The sequence below is a fragment of the Parvibacter caecicola genome, from assembly GCF_003725335.1.
Taxonomy (GTDB): Bacteria; Actinomycetota; Coriobacteriia; order Coriobacteriales; family Eggerthellaceae; genus Parvibacter; species Parvibacter caecicola.
Genome location: NZ_QIBY01000016.1, coordinates 13,066 through 38,109, shown reverse-complemented (window position 1 = coordinate 38,109; position 25,044 = coordinate 13,066). Strand labels below are relative to the sequence as shown.

Here is a 25,044-nt window from a genome sequence, read left to right as displayed (position 1 = left end):
AAGGCCAATGCGGCAACTGCGCGAGACGCGTTTCCCTGCGCTCGCCCACCACGCCAGGCTGCATTCATGTAAGGCTTGGCAAAATCCCCCAATTTCGCCCTGATGAATCGCCAACCGAACGGGCCGCCCGCGGCAGCCCTCGCCTTCCCCCTGCATTGCTATCAGATTGGCCAATCTTGATGGAGCCACCATATCAACTTATCCTAGGACATTCAAGACTTATCCTAGGATAAATTTTCCCCGTATTATTTTATTTTGAGGATAGCTGAAGCTTACGCCCCACCACCAACACTGCAAACGCCGCCACTCAACAGCTCTTCAGGTTCGGCCCCTGCGCACATCGGGTGCTATCTTTTCAGGGCCGCCACCATATAAACCGGGCAATAGGCAATGGCCCCATCAACCGACAAATTGTCCTCACATAACACAATCGCTTCGGAAATCCCGTAATTGGTAGTGTCAAGCAGGTTGCGCAGCGCATTGTGACGCTTGTAGCTTTTCCCCGACTTAACCTCAATGGGTAAAACGGCATCATGGAGCTGAATGAGGAAATCAACCTCCCCTACTTTTCGGTTCCGGAAGAAAAATCCGCTAAACCCGTGGGAACGCAGCTCCTCCGCCACCGCGTTCTCGTATATGGCCCCATAATTCATATTGAATTCATTGGATACCATGCTGCGCGCCGTCTCAAGCCCAAACGCCCTTGACAAAAGCCCCACATCATTCATGAACAGCTTGAAAAAACTCCGGTCCTCCGACAGCCGCAGCGGCCTTTTCGGCTCCTTTACATTTCGAACAGGAATCGCGACCCCTGCATCCACCAGCCATACAAAGTCTTCCTTGTAACGCTCGTAGGTGCCGCGCGGAGCCAGTGTCGAGAAGTTAAACCGCTTGCTCTGCGAATCCAGCTGCGACGGCATTTCGTCGTAGATTTCTCGAATCATCAGTTTTTTATCGACGTTGGCGTACTTTGCTATGTCGAACCGATACAAGTCTAGAATGTCCATCTGGCGCTGCTGGGCAACTGCCACATTGGTGCTGCGAAGGAATGCGTCCACCGGGCGCGGCATCCCACCTATAAGCAGATAGAGATGGAACAGCTTGAGCAGCCGCTCATGAACGGCGGCCTGCACCGGCCGTTTCTCACGAAACGCCGCCAGCATTTCCTGCCAAGCCTCATTGCCCACGCCATTCGCCCAGCAGAATTCCTCAAAGTCGAGCGGAAACATCTCGACAATCGTCAAGTAGCCCACGGGGGCAGATCGCAGATCCTTAAGCTCCACTCCAAGAAGCGATCCGGACAAAATGAAGTCGTACTCCGTTCTTTGAGCAAAGTATTTAATCAGCGTAAGAGCCTCTTTGCACTCTTGGATCTCGTCGATGAAAACCACGGTGCTGCCCGGTACCAACCCCGCGCCTGCAAATGCGGAAATTGCCAAGAACAAATCGTCGGAAGAAGTTGCAGCGTCAAAAGCTCTTTTCACATCGGCCTGGTCAACAAGGTCGAACTTCACAACATGCCGGTAATTGTCCTCGATGAAGCTCTCTATCAGGAAGGTCTTTCCCACCTGGCGAGCCCCCATCACTAAAAGGGCTTCTTTGTGATGGTCTTTCTTCCATTCCATCAGGGATTTTTCAGCTTTTCTTTTGAGCATAATTGGTCCTTTTCCTGACTTTGCAAACCATTAATACCACGATTTTATGTACTTTGCAAACCAGAAATAGGGATGGTTTTGGTATTTTGCAAACCGAAAAATGTCGTGTTTTGCGTATTTTGCAAACCTCAGGCGACAAGGAATCAGTCACCTTTGGCACACAAGTCTCTGCAGCGCCCACCGGCTACTTCGCGGCGGCCTTCACCACGTCGGCCACATCGCCGCCGTCGGGGGTGAAGCCGTCGGCGAAGGCGCTGGGCAGCACCACCGTGCCGCCGGTGTCGCGCACGCTCTCGTACATGAGGTGCATCCGGCGCACGTCCAGCGCGTTCTCGTTCCCCTCGTAAGCATCGCCAATCTCGGCCGCCATCTCGGCGATGGTCTGCTCCGCCTCCATCAAAATGATGCGCGCCTTCTTCCGCTGCTCCGCCTGCGCCTCCAGGCTCATGGACTCCTGCAGCCCTTCCGGCACAATGATGTCGCGAATCTCCACCGACAGCACCGTGATACCCCATTCCGACACCTTCTGGTCCAATACCTTGGTAAGCTCTTGGTCCAGCTGATTGCGGCGAATAGTGATGCTGGCAACGGTGGAGCGCCCGATGGCATCGCGCAGCGCGGTTTGAGCCGCCAGCTGCACCGCCAGGCTGTAGTTGTTGATTTCCATGCAGGCCTTTTCGGCGTCCCACACCATCCAGTACAGCACCGCGTCGATGTCCAGCGGCACCAGGTCGGCCGTGAGGGTTTCCTTTGCGCCGAACGGGATGGAGCGGGTGCGCATGTCCACGTACAGGGCGCAGTGCTCGATGATGGGCACGGTGAACACCAGCCCCGGGCCGGAAACGCGGTTCAGCTTGCCCAGCCGCAGCACCACGATGCGCTCCCACTGCTGGGCGATGTGAATGCCGGAAACCCCCAGCCAGCCCAGCGCCAGGCCCACCAAAATGCTGGCGAAGGTGAGCTGCCCCGCCAGCGCCAGCCCCACTGCCTGCACCAGCCCGAACAGCACCACGAACAGCGCCGTGGAGAAGATGAGGGCGCCGGCCCGCGATGCGGTGCGGTCGGTTTCAAGCACCTGGGAGTCCACCACTACGCCGCGGCCCCATCGGCCGGCGGGGGCCGCTGCCGGGGTTGCCGCCGCAGCTACGCCATGGTTGTTACGAATGCCTCTCGCCATCTTGCCGCTGCCTTTCCATCTCGTGTATCTTCTTCTTGATGCGCTTGCTCACTTCGTCGAAATCCAGGCCCATGGCCAGGCAGGCGTCCACGCAATCTTCAATCAGCACGTCCACCGATTCCAACTTCTGGCTTTCCTTCTCGCTGATGTTGCGCACGATGGTGCCCTTGCCGGGCTTCGATTCGATGAACCCCTCGTCGGTAAGGCTGATGTAGGCCTTGTTCACCGTGTTGAAGTTCATCGACACCTCGGCGGCCAGGCCGCGCACGGTGGGCAGCTTTTCGCCCGGCTTGAAGTAACCGGACGTGATGAGGTAGGCCAGGCGATTGCGCAGCTGCAGCCACGGGGGCAGATCGCTTTTCGCATCCAGCTCGAACAGCGCCATGCGCGCCGGCACCTCCTTCGCACCACTCGTGCGGCGCCGCGCTGCCGCCGCGGCCGCCATCTAGCCCGCCCCCAGCGCAACCATCACGGCTGCCGCCACGTCGGGGGCCATTCCCACTTGCACAACACACCAGCGCAGGAAAAAGCAGCTGATGAGCAGAGCCGCTGACACCGAGAGCATCATGCGCTGGCTGCCAAGGCGCCCGAGGCGTTCGGCCAGAAACGGGAACACCAGGCCCGTAGCCACCACCATGATCCAAAATTGCGGGGCAACGCTTCCACTGAGCAACATTGTGGCAGACTCGCGCGCCGTAGTACCCTGGAAATACGCAGATAGCAGCAAAAGAATGAGGCAGGCCGCCTCGATGGCGATGGCCAGCGCGTCCCACTGCTTGATGCGCAGCAGGGTGGTGCGGAAGGGGCCGTCGCCGCACAGCACCACAGCGGCCACCACCAGGCCGATGCCGGTGGAGATGTCGGACGCGATGAACAGCAGTGGCAGCCACGCGCTGTGCCAGAAGGGGACCGCTTGCATGCTGGCCAGCAGAAGGCCGGTGTAGGTCATCACCGCCACGGCGCAGAGAGCGCAGCCGGTGCGGGCCGCTGCCACCAGGCCGCGGGGCAGGTGACTGGCGCCGTAGCACCAGATGGCGCACAGCAGGCCCGCGCACAGGCCGAGAGCCATCAGCAGCCACACCCCTACCGAGATGAACGATAGGGTGGGGGCGAACAGCAGCCGCAGTAGGCGGTCGGGGCGGCCCAGGTCGGCCAGCAGGCACAGGGCACCCACCACCACGGCAATGAGCCCCACACCGTATGCGGGGCCGAAGAACTGCGGGAAGGGGGCGCGGGGTGCCGCCGGCATGGCAACGCGGGAGGCGATTCGCGCGAAGCCGTTGCGCACTGCGGCGTCTGCAGGCCCCACCGCTTCGCAACAGCGCACTTCAAAGGGAGTAAGAGCTTCCAATACGGCGGTCACCAGCAGCGCACCGGCGCCGGCGCCGGCCAGGAACAGGTACCAGGTGGCAAGTTCGCCAATCACGCCGCACCTCCCCCTCTCCGTCTGCCGCCTTCGCCATGCGCCGTCCCAGGGACGCCTTTTCAACTTAGCCTAGGACAAGTTGCGTTCCATGGTAGCGAGGAGCCCTGCCAAACACAAGTGCCGCCTTGCCAACAACGCCCTGCACCCCCTGACGAGCCGACCCGCGCGGCCCCACGCACGCCGCGCCGATCGGCCACCACTGCGCCCGCGCCCGCCATGATTCCCGCACCTGCGCCTTACCAAAGTCGAATAATCGATCGGCGGCTTACGCGTTTTTACAACTTTGGTAACGAAATCCGCCCCATTTTAGGGACTTTGGTAACACAAGCCCCTTCGCAGAGAAATCAAGCTTTGTTGCTTTTACGTTTCTCCAGTTCACAGCCGTTCCTGTTCAGCAGCCCAAGCGCAAACGCGCCCCCGGCGTACCAAAGCCGCCAAAACGTGCACAACGCTCACTTCGGCAACTTTGATAGCGGGGGCGAAAACGTTACGCGCCTCTACAACTTTTCCTTGGCCTTAATCTCAACCTTCACCCTGCCAGGCCTTATTGCGCAGGATGTACGCAAAACTAGGACTGTTGCCCACATCGGGCAGATGGTGTACATCGCTTTCGGCATAATCCCTAACAGCGTCGCCGAACAAGAAGTTGCCACCGCCACGGAAATCGGACCAATCCGCCTGATCCAAATCGCCGAACCACTTCGCCAGCCCCACGCACTGGCTGACGCACTGCGGAAGCGCACCTTGGGCCGTTTGCTGCTCACAAAGGGTGCACTTCTCCACAACCCGCTCTTCCTCGTTCAGATAGCGAACGTTATATGGGCAAGCCATGGCGCAAAATTGGCAACCGATGCACTTCTCCTTGTCCACCTGCACGGTGCCATCATCCAATTTGTGGCTTGCCTCGGTAGGACACACGTTCACGCATGCCGGGTTGGCGCAATGCTGGCACTGCACTGGCAGGTAGTACCACTCTACATCGGGAAACTTCGCCCCTTCGTACTTGGGATTGGGCCCCACACGCAGCACCTTGTTCCAAAAGCTGCCGATAGGAACTGCGTTTACGGTCTTGCAAGCGGTATTGCAGGCCATACAGCCCACACAACGATTGAGGTCAGTAACAATTCCGTATTGCGTCATAGCTGGTCCCTTCCTTCCGTAATCAATTGCGCCCACTCCTTCAAGCGCGGGTCAGAGGCATCGGTGATGATGGGGGTTCCGTCGTCATCACACGGAACCGGATTGCCAAACGGGCTGTTCTCGGGAGTAGCTTTGTAAACGTTTACCAGATAGCCACGCAGCTGCGGTGCGCCCTCGGCCTCGCATTGAGCCCACGCATCCACAAGACAATTGCAGCCCGACAAATCAAAACCCTTGCCTACCCGTTTCAACTCAGGGAACCACCAGCTGTGCTCGGCGTTCATGCGACCTTCACCTACGCTGGCGTTGATGTCCACGCATTGGCGTATCTTGCTGAAAGGCGTTTCGATCCAGGCCCAGTCGCCCTGGCTCAACCCCAGCTTCTCGGCATCGGCCGGGTTCACCTCCAGACGCGGCACCGGCCACACCTCGCGGCACCAGGGCAGCTGGCGGTGTTCGCTGTGGAAGTACACCGGAATGCGGCGACCGGTGGACAGAATGAAGGGATAGTTCTCGGGAGTGTAATCGGCATATAGCTCGCGATTAGGGTTGTCAGGGTTGCTCATCTGCTGCTTGCGGAAAGCATCACTGGCCGGCGACGACTTGTTCTCCACGTAATAAGGCAGCGCGAAGGACTCACCGAACGGCTCGCCGGTAAGCTGGTTTATCTGCTTGCGCATAGCATTTTCAAAGCCAGTGCTCCAGATTTCATAGCGCGATGTATTGGTGCGGAATCCAGGGCGCCCTTGGAAAGGCATAACCATCCATCCCGTTTCATAGCGGCGGCAGGTGCCAAAGCCCTCCGGGTTATAGCGCCGAGCGTCAAACCAACCCTCCTCCAGGAACTTGGTACGGAACTGCTGCCAATCCATCCCCGTTGAAGCGATGGCTTTCGAGCGCAGAAAGTCGCCCATCTCCCACGGATCGCCACCGTCTTCGCGGTCCTCCCAAAACTTCAAGCCGTTTTTCTTGTACCACTCTCCCACAATGTCGATGCCCCACTTTACATCGCCAGGCATTTCAACGCACTTGATATGGGCGCCATAATAGCCGCCGGAACCCTGAGCGCATCGTCCGCATTCCACCTCCAGCCAATGAGCCTCGGGCAAAATAAGGTCCGCCAAGTCGGAAATAGGATCGTGCCACAAGTTCCAGTTGGTGTAGAAGTCCAGGTTCTTCACGCCTTCCCACGTGAGATGGAGGTTGGTTTGGTTGAGCATGCCGCCCGCTTGCGTAAGGCCGCCCTTGATGGGGTACGGGTCTCCGGTTCGCATAGCCTGATACACGGCGGTGGCATCGGCGTTAGGGTACAGGGGGAACTTGCCGGTACCGATTTTGCGCGCCGCCTGTTCCGGGTCGCTGACGCGGTTCTTGGTCCCCACGCGCAAAAACTGTCCCACCAACAGCGTGTGCTGGTTTTCAAACACCGAGGCAGTTCGGGTGGATCCGCGATGACCACCAGGGGTATCAGTGCGACCCATGATGGCATCGAAGGCGTCGAAGGTGTGGATGAGCTTCATGGCGTTGCCGGTGTGTTCGTGAGTTACGGCATAATTAATGGCACTGTCGCCATAGCCATCTTCGTTCAACTGGCAATACTCCAGACCTGCCGCCTTGATTAGATCGGCCTTCACTCCAGTAATTTCCTCGGCGCGTTCGGGCGTGAACTCCTTGCAGTTGTCGTAGAGATGCTCCCAAACAGTACGACAGGTAACGGTGCGGCCGTCTTTCAAAACCACCTCTACGCCCTCGGTCCACAAGGCCGGCTTGGTGGGCGCCTCACAACCCTCCACGGTGGGCATGGGGCTCTGGTCGGGCAGGAACATGTCGGTTATTCCCTCGCGCGGGTTGCTGACCATCTTCCCCTGAGCCGGCTCCCAATCATATTTATCCTGCAGATTGGCAGCCGTTACATAGTCCCAATCGTGGAACTTCGGCTTAAAGGTCTCCCCTTCCCAGCAGCCGGTGCCTGCGTGCAGGTAGGTAAAGCGATTGTTGGCCTCGTCCCAAACCACAAACTTCTTCGGGTCGCCGTCTTCACGCAGGTCCGACTCTTTGAGCAGAATGGTCTTCACGTTGCGCTTGGCCTTTACAATGCCCACCAAGCCCACGTTGTCGTAAGTTTCTTCCCAGCCGCTGGGCTCCACTTCTTCACAAACCAAGAACGAGCAGTCAGTCCAGCGACGAACAAAGTTGTCCTGGTACAGATTGTTCTCCATAGCCAGCTTAAGCCAGGCCATTACCAGCGCACCATCGGTGCCAGGGCGAACGCCCAGATAGTAATCTGCCTCCTTTGCCAAATTGCTCATGCGGGCATCAACGTTGATGTAGGTTTCCGAACGAGCTGCATTGTCCACTGCCGTGCGTCCCGCATCGTCGTAGTTTGAAACCTCAATGCCGCTACCCCATTGCACAAAAGTTTTTGGGCGCCAGACGTTTTCCACGAAGTAAAGATCTTGACCAGCGGTTTGACCAGTAACGTATCCGCGAGGGCCCTTGCACACCTGGGCTGGCGACACGATGTTGGGAGAATCGTACAGATAGGCCATAGCCGACATGCCCGACATGGCGTAGATACGGCTCGTGCCGCCAAAGAACGCCATCGAAGCCCCTCCGTACTTTTCTTTCAACTCGTCCATCTTCCCGACGCCCAACTCATAGGCCTCATCCCAGCTGATGCGCACCCAGCCAGGATCCTCGCCCTTGGGAGTGGTGCGCTTCATGGGATAGTACAGCCGATCGGGGTGGTAACAGGCCTGAAGGGATGCCTGCGACTTCGCGCAGCAGTTGCCTAGCGATCCAGGGTACGTAGGGTCACCTTCAATCTTCACCGCCACGCCATTGCGCACGGTAACGAACACTCCGCACTCGTACTTGCCGCAGCCGCGACAGGCAGTACGAATCACCTGAATGTCCTCGGGTGCCGTCTTCTTCCCCTCGTCTTCCGCCAGCGCCGTCAATGGGGCAGCCGATGTGAGACCAATAGCAGCTCCTGTGGCTGCCGCCGCCTTCAAAAACGAGCGGCGGGTAAGGTTTAGCTGTGCCATTCCTCCTCCTAACTCTCTTGTCTATCCCCAGAGCCTCCCTTGGCCCTAGGATGCTTTTCAGCCTAGAAAAGGCGGTCGCCCGGAAAATACCCCAAATAGAGGTAGTTTTGATTTGAGTCGTTTTCCTATACTTATTTCCGGGGGAAATTGCGAAGGAGGGGCCATGCGAGAGACGAACAACGGAGGCGCTGCGCGGCCGCGCATAGACGAGGGCTTGCTTTTGGCCTCATTGGGCTTAGCCCTCTGCTTTGTATTCCGCTCCACCGATCGCTACACCGCCATTGCCTTCCCTAACCAGGATTCGCTGTTCGATTCCGTGCTCATGGGCGTGTCCCGTCTTGCCCCCCTTTTGGTGCTGACGCTGATTTATCACCGGCGGTTGCAGTCGAGCAAAGGGGTGGCCACCTGTCTTTCCGCGCAAGGGATTTTCATCTCTCACGCGCCGCGCCTTATATTTCTGGCGCTCATGGCATCAGTGGGGCTAAGCGTGCTTTACATCTCGTCTTTCGGCCTGCCGGTGACCGCCGAAACCATCACCATAGGGAAGATGTTGCTGGGGGTGGCCAACACTCTTTTCCTTGTCGCGTATGCCGAGCTTGTCCTTCCCCAGGGTAGAACCGTCACTGTGACGGTATTCGTTACCGCTTCATTCACTTTCGGCGTTTTGCGCATCGCGCTGGGGCTGCTCTCGCCCCAGGCTGCGCTGGTACTGCTACTGCTGTGCCCCGCATTTAGCTGTCTGTGCTTATACGAGGCCACCGGCCGCCAGCGTCCCTTCGCCCACGATGCCGCCTACCCCGGTGTCTCTAGCTGCCCAGCGCGCCATTCGAAGGCGGGCGCAATCGAACCGGGAGACGCCTACCGCCCGTTTCTTTCCGGCCATACCATCTCCCTTCTAGCAAGCATCGCAGCATACACCTTTATCTTTTCCGCACTACATATGAAGTGGCTCAACCCTCAGTCTTCCAGCCCCTTCGTCACCATCGCGCTTCAAATGGCGCCGGGTCTGGGCATCATGGCGGGCGCATTCTTCGTGAGCAAAGCCCGAAAGTTTCTCACCATCGAACGCGTGGCCTCCTATTCCATGTTGCTGCCCCCTTTGGTTATTGCCGTGCTCTATCTCAGCACTTTCGCGTCTGATTATTTGCTAATCGTTTTTGCCATTCCCCTCTTCGCTGTGCAGCGCATGGTATTTTTTCTCATATGGGTTATCGCCGATGCCCAAGAAGGGTCTTTGCAACGCATGCGTATGTTCTGCATCGGCATGAGCTGCCTAGAACTGGGCACCTCGGCCTTCTATTGCACCGCCGGCATCGGCCGCCTGGCTGGAAGTACCGAAGAAATGCTTTTCTTCCCGACAGTGCTTGTTCTGGGAGTGCTAGTTACCCAACAAGTGGCCACGTGGTTGCTCTCGGAGAAAAAGCAGTCCGAAGAACGCGCCCGCGCCGCCGAGGAAGCGGCGATAAAAAACGATGTCGACATGATCCCCCAAGAGATGGCCCTCCGTATCAATGCGGTAGCCGATTACTACAAACTCACGAAGCGAGAACGCGAACTACTGCCCTATCTCATGCTGGGGCGCGCGCCAGATTACATCGGTCGAGCCATGTTCATCGAGCCGAGCACCGTGAAGACCCACCTGAAGAACATCTATCGCAAAACCAATGTAGGCAAGCGCACTGAACTGCTATTGCTTATTGAGAATTGGAGCAGCCCGAAGGAAGACTGATGAGCGTCCGCGAATTCCTCCACGCATAGGCCCCTCCACCAGCGAAGCGAGACGTTAGGGGCGTCCCTTTGTCTCATGAGGGGCTACTTGCCCAGTTTGTCTCCCAGGCGGTTCATGATTTTCTCGGAGAACACGATGGCGAGAATGGCCACGGCCGCCGCGATGGCGAAGATGACAATCGACTCTATGATCTGGCCGTTTACCAGGCCCGATGCCGCATAGGTGGACAGGATGACGCCGGGGATGCGCCCCACGTTGGTGATGACCAAAAACTTGCCCAGCGGCATTTTCGTCAGTGGCACGATGTAAGTGAACACGTCTTTGGGCATGCCAGGGATAAGGAACAGGATGAACACGATGGTGTCGAATTTGCTGGATTGCTCGAAGGCGCTCAGCTTGTCGATGTACTTTGCCGGCACCATGGCGTGCACGAACGGCGCGCCCAACTTGCTGACCAGCATAAACACGAATGCGCTAGAGAACACACAACCCACCAGCACCAGCAGCGCTCCCAACCAAGGGCCATACAGGGCGCCGGCGGCCACTTGCACCGCTTCGCCGGGGATGAAGGCCACCACAATTTGCAGGAACTGCAGCCCCAGCAGCATCAGCACGCCCACAAAGCCGTTGCCGCGCACTTCGTCCAGCGCTTTTTCCAGGCCGTCGGGCTCGAACAGCATGCCAATGTAGGGCCACACCAGCCACACGATAACACCCATCAGCACGAAGAATGCCACCAGACCGCACAGCTTGAAAATGTCGGCGGTGCTCATCTGATGGCCGTGCACCACCGAGGTGCCGTGGGCCTTCTCTTTCACCTTTTCCACCGGATGCGCGTTGCGCAGCGAGTGGTTGGCGGGCTTGGCGCCGGCGCCCTGGGGGGCCGTTGTGCCTTCGCCGGAGTTGGCGGGCGCGGCGCCGCTGCTGGCGGGCGCGTCCTGGTTTTCCCCGGTCACGGGCTTTTGCTGTTCGGAATTACTCATGGCGGGCCTTATCGTATTCTTCCTTGAAAGCGCTGAACATGCCACCGGCCTTCTTCAAATGCGCCCCCACCGCGCGCCCAGCGCTGCCCGAGGTGCTTTTTGCGGCCTTCTTGGCAGCGGGCCGCGGCTTCGGCTGCTCGATGGGAGTGCCGTCCGGGTGCACCGGGTTGCCGTCTTCGTCCACGTACTCCACTTCGTTGCCGTCCTCGTCCATGTACACGTACTCCACTTCTTCCTGCGCGGGAAGCGGAGCTGCGTCGGGGGCGGCGGCCTTCTCGTACTCGTCCTTAAAGGCGCCGAACATGCCGCTGGCCTTCTTGATTTGCTTGCCCGTGGCGTAAGCGCCCTTGGTGGCGACCTCCCCTGCCGCGTGGGCCGCCTCGCTCATCATCGGCTTAGCGGAGTCCCACACTGCTTGGGCGCGATCGGCCACCACGGCGGCAGCGGCACCGGCGGCATCGGCCACGCCGCCTTCGGTTTCCAGCTGCTTCACCGAGTCGTTCACCAAAATAGCGCCGCGGATGATGTCCTCTTCCTCATCCACCTCATACTGGTTCAAAGCGGCGCCCATACCGAAACGGAAGCCCTTGATCTCGCTGGCGGGAATGCGACGCGTGCCCAGCAGCGCGTTGGCGGTCATGCCGCCGTCCACCACAAGGGTAAGCACCTCGCCGGTTCGGCTGTTGAACTCCACGCTTCCCACCAGGCCAAACTCGGTGCCGTCGTCGCACATCACCGGCAGCCCAATCCACAACACGCATTCGTCCAGGTCAACCCCCAGCGCCTTGCACGCCCCCTTGTCGGTGGCGTCGTCGGCGTCGCGCACCATGATGCGGCCGTCCACGATGTCAAAGCCATTCACGCCTACAAACAGGTCTTTGCGATGGAACATCAGCGCCACGTCCGGGCGCTTCACCAGAAAACCTACCAGCCGCTTGCCCTTGGGATGGAACACGAAATTGCGCAGCTTCCCCACGCGCTTGGTGGCGTCGGGGTCTTTCTTGGAAGCCTTGGGCATCACCACACGCAGCCCCTGCAGCTCTTTGCTGTCGAAGATGGGCACTCCCTCGGCGGTCACTTCGGCCACGTAGCTGACCTCGCCGTCCACCGGAACGATGGCGTTTGTCTCATCCATGTGATTCCCCTTTGCGAATTGCTCGGCCCCCACGCAGCGACGTTTCGGGCAGGATGAAAATCATATCCGTTTGGAGAAATGATGACGGACGATGCAACCAATCCCCACAATCCTGAACAGGTTGTAATGAAGCGGGCACCGCGCGCCCACAGCAGACCGGCCCACTGCGACGAACAACCCAGCTCGGTGGCAATCGGGCGCAAAAACGAGGATGTGGCAATTCCTGGCCTCGCGTTTGCCATATCCTCGTTTTTTTGACGGCCCGTGTCACGTTTTCGAGGATGTGGCAATTCTGGAGCCTTATTTTTGCCACATCCTCGTTTTTTTGGAAGAAACTGCAAGAAACAGAAGAATATGGCAATTTTTCCTCTGATTTTTTGCCACATCCTCGTTTTCGTGACAATCGATGTACAAAAAACGAGGATGTGACAAAACGCCGCCACAAAAGAGGCGAGGCGGCACGAAAAAGGCCGCCCAGCGAGGGGCGGCCTTGGGGTTCGCACTTGCGGAACCTGCGGTGCTGGCGCCATGCACTGCGATGCCGAGCTGATGCCAGGCTTTGCCGAGCGAGCACCCGGCATGTGGGCCAGGGCACCGGCTTTTGAAGCCTGCAGCTTAGCTGTGGGCCACGTTATCGGCAGCCTGCTTGGCGGCGTCGGCGGCGGTGTCGATGGCAGAAACGGCCTTGTCGGCAGCGGCCTCGGCCACATCGCTGGCCTTATCGGCGGCGGCATCCACAGCGCTTTCGGCCTTGTCAGCCGCAGCGGGAATCTCGGCGCTCATAGCGGCGGCGGATTCCTCGGCGTTCTTCTGCACCTGAGCGGCGATGCGGGCACGGGCGGCCTCGATCTTGTCGCGCAGGTCGTCATTCTTCTCGGTGAAGGCGGGGCGCACCACCGCGGCGGCCTCCTGCACCTTGGCCTGGGCGGCATCCACAGCGCTCTGGGCGCCGGTTGCCGCAGCCTGAGCCACCTCATGGGTCTTGGCGGAAATGGCGTCTACCACTTCCTGGCCCTTCTCGGTAGCCTGCTTGAAAGCTTCCTGGGCCTGGGCGCCGGCCTCGTTGCCCCACTGCTGCGCGCCGTTGAACACGTCGCCAGCCTTCTCGGCTACCATCTGGCGAGTTTCCGCGCCTCTCCTGGGGGCTAAAAGCAGGGCGCCAATCGCGCCGGCCAGACCGCCCAAAACGAAAACTGTAAATTTGTTGGCCATAGCTGCCTCCTAATTTCGAAATTACCGTCCCACCATTATAGACAAGTGACCCCGCACTGGCCCCACTGGTTTAATAAGTTTACGAAACGTTGGGAGTACGGAGCATTTCCGGAAAAAGAACCGCCGCATGCGACAAAAACCGCATACTCAGAATGAGGTGGAGGCCACGATGCCTACGGTGCGAGGCAGGACAGATCAGCCAGGGCGTTGTGAAGCGCTTCGAGGGCGATGAGGTCATCGGCGAAGTCCACCTCGATGCGGGCGCGCCCCTCGGCGCGGCTCACCCATGTGGTGGCCCCACGAAAATAGAGGGGAACAGGCGCTGAAGCGGAAAATGCTGGAGCAGCGGGCGAGAGGCGCAGCTGCTGGCTGATGATGAGGTGCTCGAGCAGGTGGGCCGTGCTGGTGTGATCCATCACGGCGGCGAAGGTGGGGCCTTCGTCGTTTACGCAGGCGTGATGGGGCAGGTCGGGATAGCGCTCCAGAAGCAGCCGCACTTGCTGGGGTGTAGTTTCCGCAGCTTGCGAGGCCATCCGCACCAGCACCGTCATGCGTCCAGCGCCAAACTGCACCTTCTCAACAAAAAGGAAGGGCGGGTTATCCGTTTTCATCGGCATTTTGAGCATCGCCGTTGTCAGCTGCATCGCCGCTTCCGTCTGCGTCGCCGCTTCCGGCCGCGTCGCCATCGGCGCCCGAGGAGAGCAGCCCCTTCCCCGAAGCATCGGCAGTGGCATCGGTCATCGCGCCGCCCGGAGCCGGCGCCCGATTCAGATACGTGGCGTTCTCCATAGTGGGCAAGGGGTACTCCTCTCCCCTGGCCTGGGCCAACAGCGCCTGGATAGTCCACCAGAAATCCTCCAGCAGCGTTTCGGTGGCATGGTCTTGCCCATCCACAATCATCAGCTGCTGACGGTTCAGCGAAAATAGATAGCTGCCGCCGCCCTTCAAATTGCCAAATTCCAGCTGGATGGTTTTGTTGGTGGCGTCCAACTGATAATCATAGGCCACGTCACCAGTGAGCACAATTTCATCAGGCGTAATCTGCACAGCCACGTTGGTGCCATTTAGGTACCAGGTGCCCTGAATGTCCTGAGCATCATTGCCGCTGTCGCGCACGTGGTTAAAGGCAATCATCGAGCTTACTCCAACGGCAACCACCGCCACCAGCACCGCCGCCAGCGCAATCTTCACCACCAGTCCCACCGACACCTTGCGGCCACGGGCGGCCTGCGCAGCGTCTTTGGCCTTCTGGCCCGCCGCGTTCACGGCCCCGGCAATGCGCAGATTGCCGGCTACCTTGCCCTTGGCGACAGCCACCTTGCCCTTGCGCTTCGGGCGCCCTTTGCCCTCAGCCTCCTGCTCCCGCTGCTTGGGAACGGCGGAATAGAAGACGGCGCGCTCCTCGTCGGAAACCTCCGCCGGGCCCGCGGCGGCGGGGGTATCGCCATACGCGGCAGCCTCCCCTTCCCCTTCGGGCGCTGAACCGGCAGCACCCGATGCGTTCGCTGCCCGGCGACCGCGGCCACTGCCCTTACCTGAGGCTTCCTCGCCGTCAGCAATGGCCGACGCCTTCTCGCCACCGCGAGAAACGTCCTGCCCGGCAGCGGAAGACACCGTCTCAAGCGATGACTCCTCCACCGCGTCGGCCCCATCGTCGGCAAGGGCGCTGGGGGAATCTGCCGCCGCATCGCCGCCGTGGCGCGCGAGGCTTTCCACCACAACGCCGGCGCCCATTACGGCAGAAACCGCATTTTGGGGAAGCAGGCTATCGGCCGCGCGAGCCCGCCGCGAACCTTCGCCCGACCGGCCCTCGGCCCCGCGCCCGGCGCCCGGCAGCTCATCGGCAGCGCCAGCACCATCGGGCGCCTGGGCCCCGGCGGCCGCGCCCGCTGCCCGCCGTTTACGCGCAGCAGCAAGCCGGGGCGAATCGCCCTCATCCAGGCGGTCTTCCTGTTGGGAAAAATCCTCGGCCGAAAGGGGCGAGCCGCTGTACAGGGCCCCTTCGGCCAGGTCTACAGCTGAAAAATCCTCATACGCCGCAGCATCCGCCGGAGTATGCGTGCCGCTTGCCGGCCCCACGCCAGCCGCAGCGCGCCGAACAACGCCAGCCCCGCGGGCGCCCGCACTCTGCCGCGCGCCCGTGGCCACCTGCTCGTCCGCGGCCCCTTGGGCCGCCGCAGTGGGCTCGGCTGCGGGCGCAGCAGCGCGGCCCCTCTTTGCAACAGAGGGACGCTGCGGTTCTCTCTTCGGTTTCTTTCGCCTGGTGGGAGCCATGTTCGCCTTCAGCAGAAGCCCAGCGCAACCAACGTGCGCCCTCTTCGCCGTTTGCCTGCTTTAGGCCTCGGGGCCAATCACGGTCACGCCGCCCATGTAGGGCACCAGCGCGTCGGGCACTTTCACCGAGCCGTCCGCCTGCTGGTAATTCTCCAAAATGGCGGCCATGGTGCGGCCCACTGCCAAGCCCGAGCCGTTCAGGGTGTACACGTAACGGGAGCCCTTGAAGTTCTCGGGGTCCTTGTAGCGGATGCCCGCACGGCGCGCCTGGAAATCGGTGCAGCAGCTGCAAGAGGAAATCTCCTTATAGCCGTTGTAGCAGGGCAGCCACACCTCAAGGTCGTAGGTTTTCGCAGATGAGAACCCGATGTCGCCGGTGCACAGGCTGATCACGCGGTAGGGCAGCTCCAGCTTCTGCAGGATGTTCTCGGCGTCGGCCACCATCTTCTCCAGCTCATCGAAGCCGGTTTCGGGGGTGGCGTACTTCACCATTTCCACCTTGGAGAACTGGTGCACGCGGATGATGCCGCGAGTGTCGCGCCCGGCGCTGCCGGCCTCCTCACGGAAGCAGGGGGTGAAGGCGGTGTAGTTCAGCGGCAGCTGGCTGACGTCCAGGGTTTCCTGGGCGTGCAGGTTGGTCAGCTGCACTTCGGCGGTGGGGATGAGGTACAGGCCGCCGGTGGTTTTGAACAGGTCTTCCTCGAACTTCGGCAGCTGGGCAGTGCCAGTGAGGGTGGTGGCGTTGGCTATGGCGGGCACCCACCACTCTTTGTAGCCGCGGCTGGTGTGCTGGTCCAGCATGAAGTTGATGAGCGCGCGCTCCAGGCGGGCGCCCAGGCCCCCCAGCACGTAGAAGCGGCTTTCGGCCAACTTCACGCCGCGCTCGAAATCGATGATGTCCAGTTCGGGACCCAGATCCCAGTGGGCCTTGGCCTCGATGCCCTCGGCGGCAAAGTCGCGTGGGGTGCCCCAGCGGCGCACCTCCGGGTTGTCGTTCTCGTCTTTGCCCACGGGGGTGGCGGCGTCGGGCATGTTGGGGGTGGCCAGCAGCATGTCGCGCAGGGCGTTGTCGGCCACTTCACGGCGGCGGCTCACCTCGGCCAGCTCGTCGTTGATGGCGCGCACCCGCTCCTTCACCGCTTCGGCATCTTCCTTCAGCCCCTGCCCCATCATGCGGCCGATTTCCTTCGAAGCCGCGTTGCGCTCGGCCTGCAGCGCCTCTTCCTCCTGGATGGCGCGGCGGCGCTCTTCGTCCAATTCGGCAAAGGCCGAGCCGTCCCACGTCGCGTTGCGGTTGCGCATGGCCTCAGCCACCGCCTCTTGGTTTTCACGCACGAATTTGATGTCCAGCATGGGGGCTCCTTTTTTGCCAACGAACAGAACCTATATAAGTGTAGTAACCGAACAGTATACCCGTTCTGGCGCGAGAGAAACGGATTTGCCCCTCCCCGGCGCCCGTATCGCCGCAGGTGTACGCCCTTAGCTGGCGGGCAAGCGCGGGAAGGGCTTGCCGGCGGCGGCGAGAGCCTCCGCCAGGGCCGCCATCACCTGGGGAACATTAATGGGCTTAGAAAGGTGATTGTTCATGCCGGCGCGCCGCGATTCCGCCACGTCACTGGAAAACGCATTGGCTGACATGGCCAGAATGGGGATGTTGGCAGCATCGGCATGAGCTGAAGCACGGATGGCACGGGTGGCCTCGTAGCCGTTCATGCGGGGCATGCGCACGTCCATCAGCACCGCATCGTAGTACAGCGGCTCGGAGGACTCGAACATATCCACCGCCTCCTGGCCATCATGGGCCCAGTACACCTCCATGCCTTCCTCTTCGAAGATTTCCGTGGCGATCTCGGCGTTCAGCTCGTTGTCCTCCGCCAAAAGAACGCGCACTCCCCTTAGGTCGGGGCCGACCGGCTGCGCGTCGGTGGCGCTCCCAGACCGGTCTGAGGCATCGCTTTCCGAACCGGCGCCCTGCCCGGACAAGCCCGCTAGTCCGGGCCCGGGTGCGGAAACGGGGCTCTCGGCGGCCCCCGGGGAGGGCTCTTGGCCGGATAACCCCGCTAGTCCGGGCAGAGCGTCGTCCCGCGCGGCCATTTCCCCTGCGGAATCCGATTTCTGGCCGGATAACCCCGCTTGTCCGGGCACGGGGCGCGAACCGGGAGGTTCCGGGGCCCTGCGGGAAGGTTCCTGCCCGGACAAGCCCGCTAGTCCGGGCACGGGGGCAGAAATCGAGGGCTGAGAGGCTTCTTGGGAGGGTTTTTGGCCGGATAACCCCGCTAGTCCGGGCACGGGGCGCAGGTCGGTCACTGTCGCAGCCGCGTTCGCGCCCTCCGCCCCTGCAGCCGCGGCCGCCCCTTCAGGCGCAGGCGCCACGGCGGCCGCCCCCGCCCCCACAGCCGCAGCCGCGGCCGGCGCCTTCCCCACGCCGGTGTAGCGCGCCGCCGCCCGCACGGCCGCCCACGCCTCACAGTCAGGCACTTCACAAGCCAGCCGCTTGTCCAGCACCACCGTAAACTTCGTACCGCGCCCCAGCTGCGACTCCACCTCGATGCTGCCGCCCATGGCGTTCACCAAGCTTTTCACAATCGAAAGCCCCAAACCCGTGCCCTCGGCGCTCGACCGCCCCTCCATGGCAAAGGGCTCGTACAAGTGCCCCAGATACTCGTGGCTCATGCCAATGCCGTTGTCAGCCACAGTAAACACCAGCGTCTGGTACCCCTCCACCCGCGAGGGTCGCATTTCCACGGCGAAACTCACGTTCCCACCCTCTGGCGTATACTTCACTGCGTTCGTCAGCAGGTTCACCAGCAGCTGCCGCAACCGCGTTTCGTCACCAATCAGCATAACGTCACCCACCTCAGAGGCCTGGCTGCAATAGTGCTGCCGCTTGTGGGCACATTGGGGCTCGATTAAATCGTCGATAGATCGCACCAACTCGCCCAAGCTGAGCGGGGCGTCGATGAAGTTCACCTTGCCGCTTTCGATTTTCGAAATGTCCAGCACTTCGTTGATCAGCTCCAACAAGTGATTCGACGCCCGCTCGATATCCTCCAAATCGGTCTCGATGCGTGCCGTGTCGTTCACGTGGTGCCGTGCCAGATGAAGCTTGCCGATAATCACGTTCATAGGGGTGCGGATTTCATGGCTCATTTGGGAAAGGAATGCCGATTTTGCCTGATTGGCCGCCTCGGCGGACCTCATGGCCTCCTTCATGGATAGCTCCATGGTCACCGTTTCGGTATCGTCCCGCAGCACCACCAGAATTTGGTCCTTACCCTCGTAGCGCAGCGGCTTCACTGAGTAATCCACAAAGCGCTTACGCCCTGTCAGCGTCGACACCAGCGAAAACTGTCCGCGCATGGTTTCGCGCACCGCGCCGCGCCGCAGGCGCTCCAGCAGCACGCGTCCCTGCACCGACACCTTCAACTGCTCCTCTAACGCCGGCGTTGCCAGCAGCTCTTCCAATGTATGGCCGAAAATGCGCTTGTTTTTCGCCACGATGGTGGTCAGCCTGCCGTCACTAGGGGAATAGAGGGAAACGCCGAACTCCATGAGATCGGAAAACGCGCTGTACAGCCGTGCTTTCATCTCGCTCTGCTGGGCGCGCAGCTGGCGGTAGTACAACAGCAGCGCCACCGCAATTGCGATGACCAGGCACACCGCCGAAAACCCCATGGCGACGTCCAGCGCTGCGGAAACCATGGAGGCGTCGGCCCGCACCGAGTCCACCGTCAGCACGTTGCCCACGCACCAGGAGCCGCGGCCGGTGGGGGCCAGACAGATGTAGCATTCGCTGTCGCCCACCAGCCCCACCACGATCACCGACTGATCGCGCCGCAGCAGGTTTTCCGCTTCCCCCACTGTGGAGGTGAGGCGGTCGGACCCCAACAGCGCCGGGGCGCCACTGGCTCCGCGCTGCCAGCGATCCATGGAATCGCCCACAAACTGGTAAGCGGACGTGCCAGCAACGGGGAAGTTGGCCATTTCCGACGAAACCAGCAGCACTTCACCCGTGGCGGAATCGAACAAAAACGCCCCCAGGTGCTGGCGGAATGAGCCGATGGAATCGCTAGCCACCATCGAAAGGGGTATCTCCACGTACAGTGTGCCGATTTTCCGCCCATCCAAAAATAGCGGCTTTTGGGCAATGCGAGAATACTGACCACTAGCGCTCAAAAACGCCGCCGAATAGCCCATCTCCCCCTGGCTCAGGGAGATGTCCTGGGGGAAATCGGAAGGCTTGAACGGCTTGCCCTCGGCCGTAACGCCGTTGCCGTCTTCGCCGGCGAAAGCCACGCCGCTGAAGCCCATCGAGTTCTTCAGCGCCAAAAGCGCCGGCTGAATACGAGATGGGCTGTCGTCCTCAACGGCGAAGGCCCCGATTGCCGACTGGATGAGCAGCGCCCGCTCCCCCACCGACTGCGCCGCTTGCTCGGTGAAGGCCAGCGCCTCATCTTCGCCGGTGCTTTGCAGCCACCGGTTCAGGTAACTGGCCACCGACAGCATGACGCCCACCAAAACAGCAACCGCCACCACCACAACGGCGACGATTATTTTGGAATGGGGAACTCCTTCCCGCCTTGTGTTTTGGCGCTCTGGGGCCATCAATTGCCTGCGCTTTTCTATCCATCGTGGAGATTTGGGCAACCGCGAACGGCGCGTTGGTATTCAAATCCCAATCGTGTAAAATTGGCGATTGTGATTTTGCCACAGGCGAATGAACCCCCAGATTCACTGTAACGAGGATGTATATATGGATTTCGAGGCGCTTTACCACTTTCTTTTCGAGTCGTTTGCCGGCATCGGCGTGCTGATTGGCGCCGGGCTGGTGATCAGCGTGATTGCCTGCGTAATCATGGAGCGCCGCACTCGCAAGGTGTACAAGAACCACGAGAAGACGGCCGACGACTGGTCGCTGTTCGACGATGACGACGAGGAAGAGGAAGAGCAGAAGTAGCGTGTTCGGCGCCTCGGCGGCCAGGCCGTCAGACCCCGCCGCGCCCGACGGAGCTTCGGCCGACGCACCACCCCCCCCCGCACGAGAAACGCCCGAGCCTTTCGGCCCGGGCGTTTTTGTTTCCAGCAGAAAACGAACGCCGCCCCACTCGCCTCCGGGCTGGAATTCTTAGGGCAGAGATTCTATCTCTGCCCTAAGCAGCAACCCTCACGTTGCTCGCCGACGGAGCTACTCCTCCAGCAGAGCACACACCTTCCCCAGCAGGGGTTCGAAGCTCACGCCGCGCTCCTGGAAATGCGGCTGCTCGGCGGATACCAGCATGGCATCGTGCACGAAGGAGCCGGCGAAATCCACCGCCTCGCTAAGGGAGCGACCAGCCATGATGGCGGCCAGCAGGCAGGAGGCGTACACGTCACCGGTACCGTGCAGCATATAGGGAAGGTACTCGTTGTGCACTTCCACGGTTTCGCTTTCAGCACTGCCCACGAAGTTGCGGATGAGGGTTTCGCCTTCCCGCTGGATGCCCTTCAGCACCACGGTTTTGGCGCCGCGGCCGATGAGCGCGCGGATGATGCGGTTGGCCTCGGCGTCGGAAATATCGGTGCCCTGCCACTCTTCGCCCAGAATGATGGCGGCCTCGGTGAGGTTGGGGGTAAGCACGTCGGCGTCGCAGGCCAACTGGGCCATGGCCTCGCACAGTTCGGGGGTGTAGGTGGGGTACACCTTGCCGTGGTCGGCCATCACCGGGTCTACGATGCGCAGCGCGTTGGGGTAGGTTTCGTACAGGCTGCGGATGATGTCTACCTGCTCGGGCGCGCCAAGGAAGCCGGAATAGATGGCGTCGATGTCCACGTCGATGCCCTTCCAGGCGTTGAGGTATTCCGTGAGGATGCTGGTGGTGTCGTGCATGTACCAACCGGGGAAGGCGGTGTGGCTGCTGAACAGGCCGGTGGGCACCGGGCACACGTCGCAGCCGGCGGCGGACAGCACCGGAATGGCCACGCCCAGCGAGCACTTGCCGTAGCCGCACAGGTCGTGAACGGCGGCGATGCGGGGGATGTAGGCGCCCTCGCGCTGGTACAGGTACAGTTCAGGCGCGGGGGAAACCGCAGGGGCGGAAGTGATTTGGGGCATGGGGCCATCTCCTTAAGATGAGGTTTCAAACGGCCATGATGGTAGCACTCTTTCGGGACAAAGTTGCCGCTGGCGCTTCACCAGCACCCAATCGCAACCGGCCAGTTGCTGACAGCGAAGCTTGCGGGCGGCGAAGGCGGCGAAGAGGCGCCCCGATGCAGTAGAATAGGCGCCAACAAAAATGCGAGGCCGAGGAGTTGCGCCGCCGTGGCAAAGCAAAAGCTGCTGCTGGACAGATACCGCGTGGTGAAAGCCGTGGGAACCGGAGGGTTCGCCACGGTTTACGAGGCCTTGGACACGCACCTGAACCGGCCGGTGGCCATCAAGGTGTTCGAGCTTTCGGAAAGCGATGCGGCGGGCTTCCATCTGGCGGCGCTGGATGGGAAGATCGCGGCGGAGCTTGAGGGCGCGGGCGAGGGCTCGGCGTCCGGAGGCGCGGGCGGCGGAGCGGCGGCGCACGGGGACGCGGCGGGCGGCAGCCAAGGCGCAGCCCCTGGTCAGGGCGCGGGCGGCGGGGCCGATGGGCCAGAGCCGGCCACGGCGGCCTTCCCTTCCGACCCCTCATTTCTGCGGGCGCGAGAAGAGCGGCTGGCGGCCCGCAACGGCGCCAGCCTTCGCAAAAAGCCGAACTTCGAGGAACTGGCCCAGGCCTTTGAGGAAGAGCTGGAGCAGGAAGAGCGGGCGGCCCAGGGAAGCGGCGCGCAGGCAAGCGACCTGGCCAGTGGGGCGGCAAGCGCGAACGGCGCAGCCGAGGCCGCGGCCCTGAGCGACGCCGGCAAGAGCGGCGTCATCAACCTGGACAACACGGTGCCCTGGGATGAAGAGGAAGACCTGGGGCCCGATGAATATTTCGAGAGCGCCAGCGATTCGCCGACCGCGGAGGGCGATGACGGCAGCAGCCACGGCGCCCATGCGGCCCCGGGCGCCGGCGATGACGGATTCGACGACGAGCCGGAAGACGAACCGGCCCTTGCCTTCAACGGGCCCGCCAGCCTTCCCATCATCGGGGCGGCGACCGGGCAGGGGGCGAGCGCGCCGGCCCATGGCGCCCACGCCGCGCCAGCCGAAGGTGCCCCCGCCGACGGCTCCGCTTCCGCCGCAGATGCGCCGGCCGCCAGCCAACCGGGCAGCGGCACCGCCGTCATGCCGGAAGCCGCGACCCCTTCCGCTTCCGCAGAGCCTTCCGCCCCCGCAGCCGCAGCCGATGCGACCGACGAGGACGACGAAGACGACGCCGATTCCCTCACCTCGGCTTTCGACAGCATCCCCGCCATTGTGGAGGCACGGCTGATCGCCAGCCTGAACGACCCCAACATCGTAACGGTGTACGACTGCCAGGAAAGCGAGGGGCGCGCCTACATAATTATGGAGTTCGTGGACGGCCTGACGCTGGCGCAACTGCTGGACAAGGTGGGCGACCAGATTACGCTGGACATGGTGGCCGCCATTGTGGCGGCGGTAACGGGCGCGCTGGAGACGGCCCATCGCCATAATGTGCTGCACCTGGACATCAAGCCGGAAAACGTGCTGATAGACCAGCAGGGGCAGGTGAAGGTGACCGACTTCGGCCTGGCCACACTGGCGGACGCCTCCGGCCACGGCCACGCCGCCGCCGGCACCATCGGCTACATGCCGCCGGAGCAGCTGCGCAGCCAGCCGCTGGACATGCGCACCGACGAATGGGCGGTGGCCAGCCTCACCTACGAGATGCTCACCGGTACCAACCAGTTCATCGTGGACGACTTGAAGGACGCGCTGCCGGCCATCGAGGATTCGGAGCTGCCGGTGCCCTCGCAGATGTGGGACGAGGCCGGCGACGGGCTGGACGACGTGGTGTTCGCCGGTTTGGACATCGATCCGGACGACCGCTATCAAACGGTGGAGGAATTCGCCCAGGCGCTGCTGCCGCAGCTAGGCAGCGTCCGCAAGGGCAAAAAACAGCTGGCAAAGGCCGTGGCCGCCGAAGAAGAGCCGGAAGAGGTTGAGGAAGAAACGGTGCCCCAAGGGCCGGTGATTCCCCTGGTAGACCGCGTGGGGCCGCGGGGCGCCCAGCTGCTGGTGCGCATTTTGAGCGCGCTTTGTTGCGGCGGGTGCGCCGCCGTGGCCATGGTGAACTTCCATGCGCTGGGGCTTTCCAGCCTGGGGCTGGCCGTAGATGCCCCCTTTGTGTTCTGGCCGCTTTTGGTGGCAGCCGCGGCGTTGGCGGCAGTCCGCCCCAACTTCGGAGCTTTAGCGGCGCCGCTGTTCTTGGCAGTGAGCTTCTTCGCCAACGGCGCGTTTCTGCTAGCGCTGGGCTTCGGAGCCCTCACGGTGCTGTGGTGGGTGAAATTCTGCAGCCAAGACGAGGCCATGGCCCTGTGCGCCCTGCTGGGACCGGCCGCGGGGGCCATCGGCATGGGGGCGGTGGCGCCTCTTACGGCCGGCGCCCTGATGTCGGTGGGGCGCGCGGCGGTGTGCGCCGCCTACAACGCGCTGTTCGCGCTGGTGATGGCCTGCTTGGGCTCATGTACGCTGCTGGGGTGGAACGCCGCCGCCAATGCGGTGTTCTCCATCAACATGCAGTCGGTGTTTTTGAACGTGGTGCAGCGGCCGGAAACCTGGCTGATGGCCGTGGCCTGGGTGGGGGCAGCGGCGCTGTTCGGCCTGTTCTGCGCCCGGGGCACCCGCTTCTTCGACGTGCTGGGAAGCGCCGCTGGCGCGGCAGTGCTGCTGGTGGCCGGCTGGGCCTGCGCGCAGCTGTCCACTGGTTTCGACCCGCTCTCGCTTGCCGGTTGCATCCTGCCCGGCGCCTTCGCCGTGGTGCTGGCGCTGCTGGGAGTGCCCGACCGCGCCCGCCGCGACATCGACGACTGGGAAGCCCTCCGCAACCTAGACGACCTGGCCTAACGGGAGGCCGTACCAGTAGCCGGCCCGACGGGAAGCCGCACTGGGAGGACTCGTCGCACGGCAAGTCTCACGAGCGAGCAATGCCCATGCCCTGAAGCAGCTCGGCGATGCGGGCGTCGGACTCTTCGCCCGAAATGGCAACTGCGCCCGACCGCTCCTCCAACTCGGCCTCCCGCAGCCCCAAACGAGCACGCTCACGCATCGCCGCATCACTCGTTTCGCCGCCGTTTTCCCAAGTCGCATTTTCCCGCAGCATCATAGCCTCACCATCTCTCTCTTCACCGCATCC

General features: G+C 61.8%; 18 protein-coding genes. 3 read left to right on the top strand and 15 right to left on the bottom strand.

Annotated features, from left to right (window positions below; translation table 11 throughout):
- Positions 1–347 precede the first annotated feature (347 nt).
- The 6 genes from DMP11_RS08310 to DMP11_RS08285 all read right to left on the bottom strand — a co-directional run bounded on the left by DMP11_RS08310 (position 348) and on the right by DMP11_RS08285 (position 8,445).
- Positions 348–1,655, bottom strand: a complete 1,308-nt coding sequence (locus DMP11_RS08310) for an ATP-binding protein (RefSeq protein WP_123186029.1) — start codon at positions 1,653–1,655, stop codon at positions 348–350.
- 184 nt (positions 1,656–1,839) lie between these two features.
- A complete protein-coding gene (locus tag DMP11_RS08305) occupies positions 1,840–2,832 on the bottom strand; it encodes a slipin family protein (RefSeq protein ID WP_123186028.1) in 993 nt (330 codons plus the stop codon).
- Positions 2,813–3,217: a GntR family transcriptional regulator gene (locus DMP11_RS08300; RefSeq protein ID WP_123186027.1), complete on the bottom strand. Its 405-nt coding sequence runs from the start codon at positions 3,215–3,217 to the stop codon at positions 2,813–2,815. The genes DMP11_RS08305 and DMP11_RS08300 overlap by 20 nt, the downstream gene beginning before the upstream one ends.
- 60 nt (positions 3,218–3,277) lie before the next feature.
- The gene (gene nrfD, locus DMP11_RS08295; RefSeq protein ID WP_123186026.1) at positions 3,278–4,258 is read right to left on the bottom strand and encodes an NrfD/PsrC family molybdoenzyme membrane anchor subunit; all 981 of its coding nucleotides are present in this window, start codon (positions 4,256–4,258) and stop codon (positions 3,278–3,280) included.
- A 522-nt stretch (positions 4,259–4,780) separates the two neighbouring features.
- Positions 4,781–5,398 carry a 4Fe-4S dicluster domain-containing protein gene (locus DMP11_RS08290; protein WP_123186025.1) on the bottom strand — a complete coding sequence of 206 codons (618 nt, stop codon included), beginning with the start codon at positions 5,396–5,398 and terminating at the stop codon, positions 4,781–4,783.
- Complete coding sequence (locus DMP11_RS08285; RefSeq protein ID WP_123186024.1) at positions 5,395–8,445, bottom strand: molybdopterin-containing oxidoreductase family protein; 3,051 nt, start codon at positions 8,443–8,445, stop codon at positions 5,395–5,397. The genes DMP11_RS08290 and DMP11_RS08285 overlap by 4 nt, the downstream gene beginning before the upstream one ends.
- Before the next feature lie 163 nt (positions 8,446–8,608).
- Between DMP11_RS08285 and DMP11_RS08280 the strand changes: the two genes are divergently transcribed.
- A complete protein-coding gene (locus DMP11_RS08280) occupies positions 8,609–10,174 on the top strand; it encodes a response regulator transcription factor (RefSeq protein ID WP_123186023.1) in 1,566 nt (521 codons plus the stop codon).
- 83 nt (positions 10,175–10,257) lie between these two features.
- On the opposite strand, the gene DMP11_RS08275 is transcribed toward DMP11_RS08280, so the two are convergent.
- The 7 genes from DMP11_RS08275 to DMP11_RS08245 all read right to left on the bottom strand — a co-directional run bounded on the left by DMP11_RS08275 (position 10,258) and on the right by DMP11_RS08245 (position 20,383).
- Complete coding sequence (locus tag DMP11_RS08275) at positions 10,258–11,157, bottom strand: TVP38/TMEM64 family protein (protein ID WP_214647084.1); 900 nt, start codon at positions 11,155–11,157, stop codon at positions 10,258–10,260.
- The gene (locus DMP11_RS08270; protein WP_214647085.1) at positions 11,150–12,292 is read right to left on the bottom strand and encodes a PRC-barrel domain-containing protein; all 1,143 of its coding nucleotides are present in this window, start codon (positions 12,290–12,292) and stop codon (positions 11,150–11,152) included. Before DMP11_RS08270 ends, DMP11_RS08275 begins: the two co-directional genes overlap by 8 nt.
- 615 nt (positions 12,293–12,907) lie before the next feature.
- Positions 12,908–13,504, bottom strand: a complete 597-nt coding sequence (locus DMP11_RS08265) for a YtxH domain-containing protein (protein WP_123186022.1) — start codon at positions 13,502–13,504, stop codon at positions 12,908–12,910.
- 173 nt (positions 13,505–13,677) lie between these two features.
- Complete coding sequence (locus DMP11_RS08260) at positions 13,678–14,148, bottom strand: hypothetical protein (protein WP_136845964.1); 471 nt, start codon at positions 14,146–14,148, stop codon at positions 13,678–13,680.
- Positions 14,102–15,778: a prolipoprotein diacylglyceryl transferase gene (locus DMP11_RS08255; RefSeq protein WP_148041122.1), complete on the bottom strand. Its 1,677-nt coding sequence runs from the start codon at positions 15,776–15,778 to the stop codon at positions 14,102–14,104. The genes DMP11_RS08260 and DMP11_RS08255 overlap by 47 nt, the downstream gene beginning before the upstream one ends.
- A 60-nt stretch (positions 15,779–15,838) precedes the next feature.
- Positions 15,839–17,131, bottom strand: coding sequence for a serine--tRNA ligase (serS, locus tag DMP11_RS08250; protein ID WP_123186019.1), 1,293 nt, complete (start codon positions 17,129–17,131; stop codon positions 15,839–15,841).
- Between the two features lie 126 nt (positions 17,132–17,257).
- The gene (locus tag DMP11_RS08245; protein ID WP_148041121.1) at positions 17,258–20,383 is read right to left on the bottom strand and encodes a hybrid sensor histidine kinase/response regulator; all 3,126 of its coding nucleotides are present in this window, start codon (positions 20,381–20,383) and stop codon (positions 17,258–17,260) included.
- A gap of 148 nt (positions 20,384–20,531) precedes the next feature.
- Between DMP11_RS08245 and DMP11_RS08240 the strand changes: the two genes are divergently transcribed.
- A complete protein-coding gene (locus DMP11_RS08240) occupies positions 20,532–20,735 on the top strand; it encodes a DUF6724 family protein (protein WP_123186017.1) in 204 nt (67 codons plus the stop codon).
- A 228-nt stretch (positions 20,736–20,963) separates the two neighbouring features.
- On the opposite strand, the gene DMP11_RS08235 is transcribed toward DMP11_RS08240, so the two are convergent.
- Positions 20,964–21,869 carry a pyridoxamine kinase gene (locus DMP11_RS08235; protein ID WP_123186016.1) on the bottom strand — a complete coding sequence of 302 codons (906 nt, stop codon included), beginning with the start codon at positions 21,867–21,869 and terminating at the stop codon, positions 20,964–20,966.
- Positions 21,870–22,076: 207 nt separating this feature from the next.
- On the opposite strand from DMP11_RS08235, the gene DMP11_RS08230 reads away from it, so the two are divergent.
- Positions 22,077–24,755, top strand: coding sequence for a serine/threonine-protein kinase (locus tag DMP11_RS08230; protein WP_123186015.1), 2,679 nt, complete (start codon positions 22,077–22,079; stop codon positions 24,753–24,755).
- Positions 24,756–24,822: 67 nt separating this feature from the next.
- Here the strand turns inward: DMP11_RS08230 and DMP11_RS08225 are convergent, their stop codons facing one another.
- Positions 24,823–25,014, bottom strand: a complete 192-nt coding sequence (locus DMP11_RS08225; RefSeq protein WP_123186014.1) for a hypothetical protein — start codon at positions 25,012–25,014, stop codon at positions 24,823–24,825.
- Between the last annotated feature and the right edge of the window lie 30 nt (positions 25,015–25,044).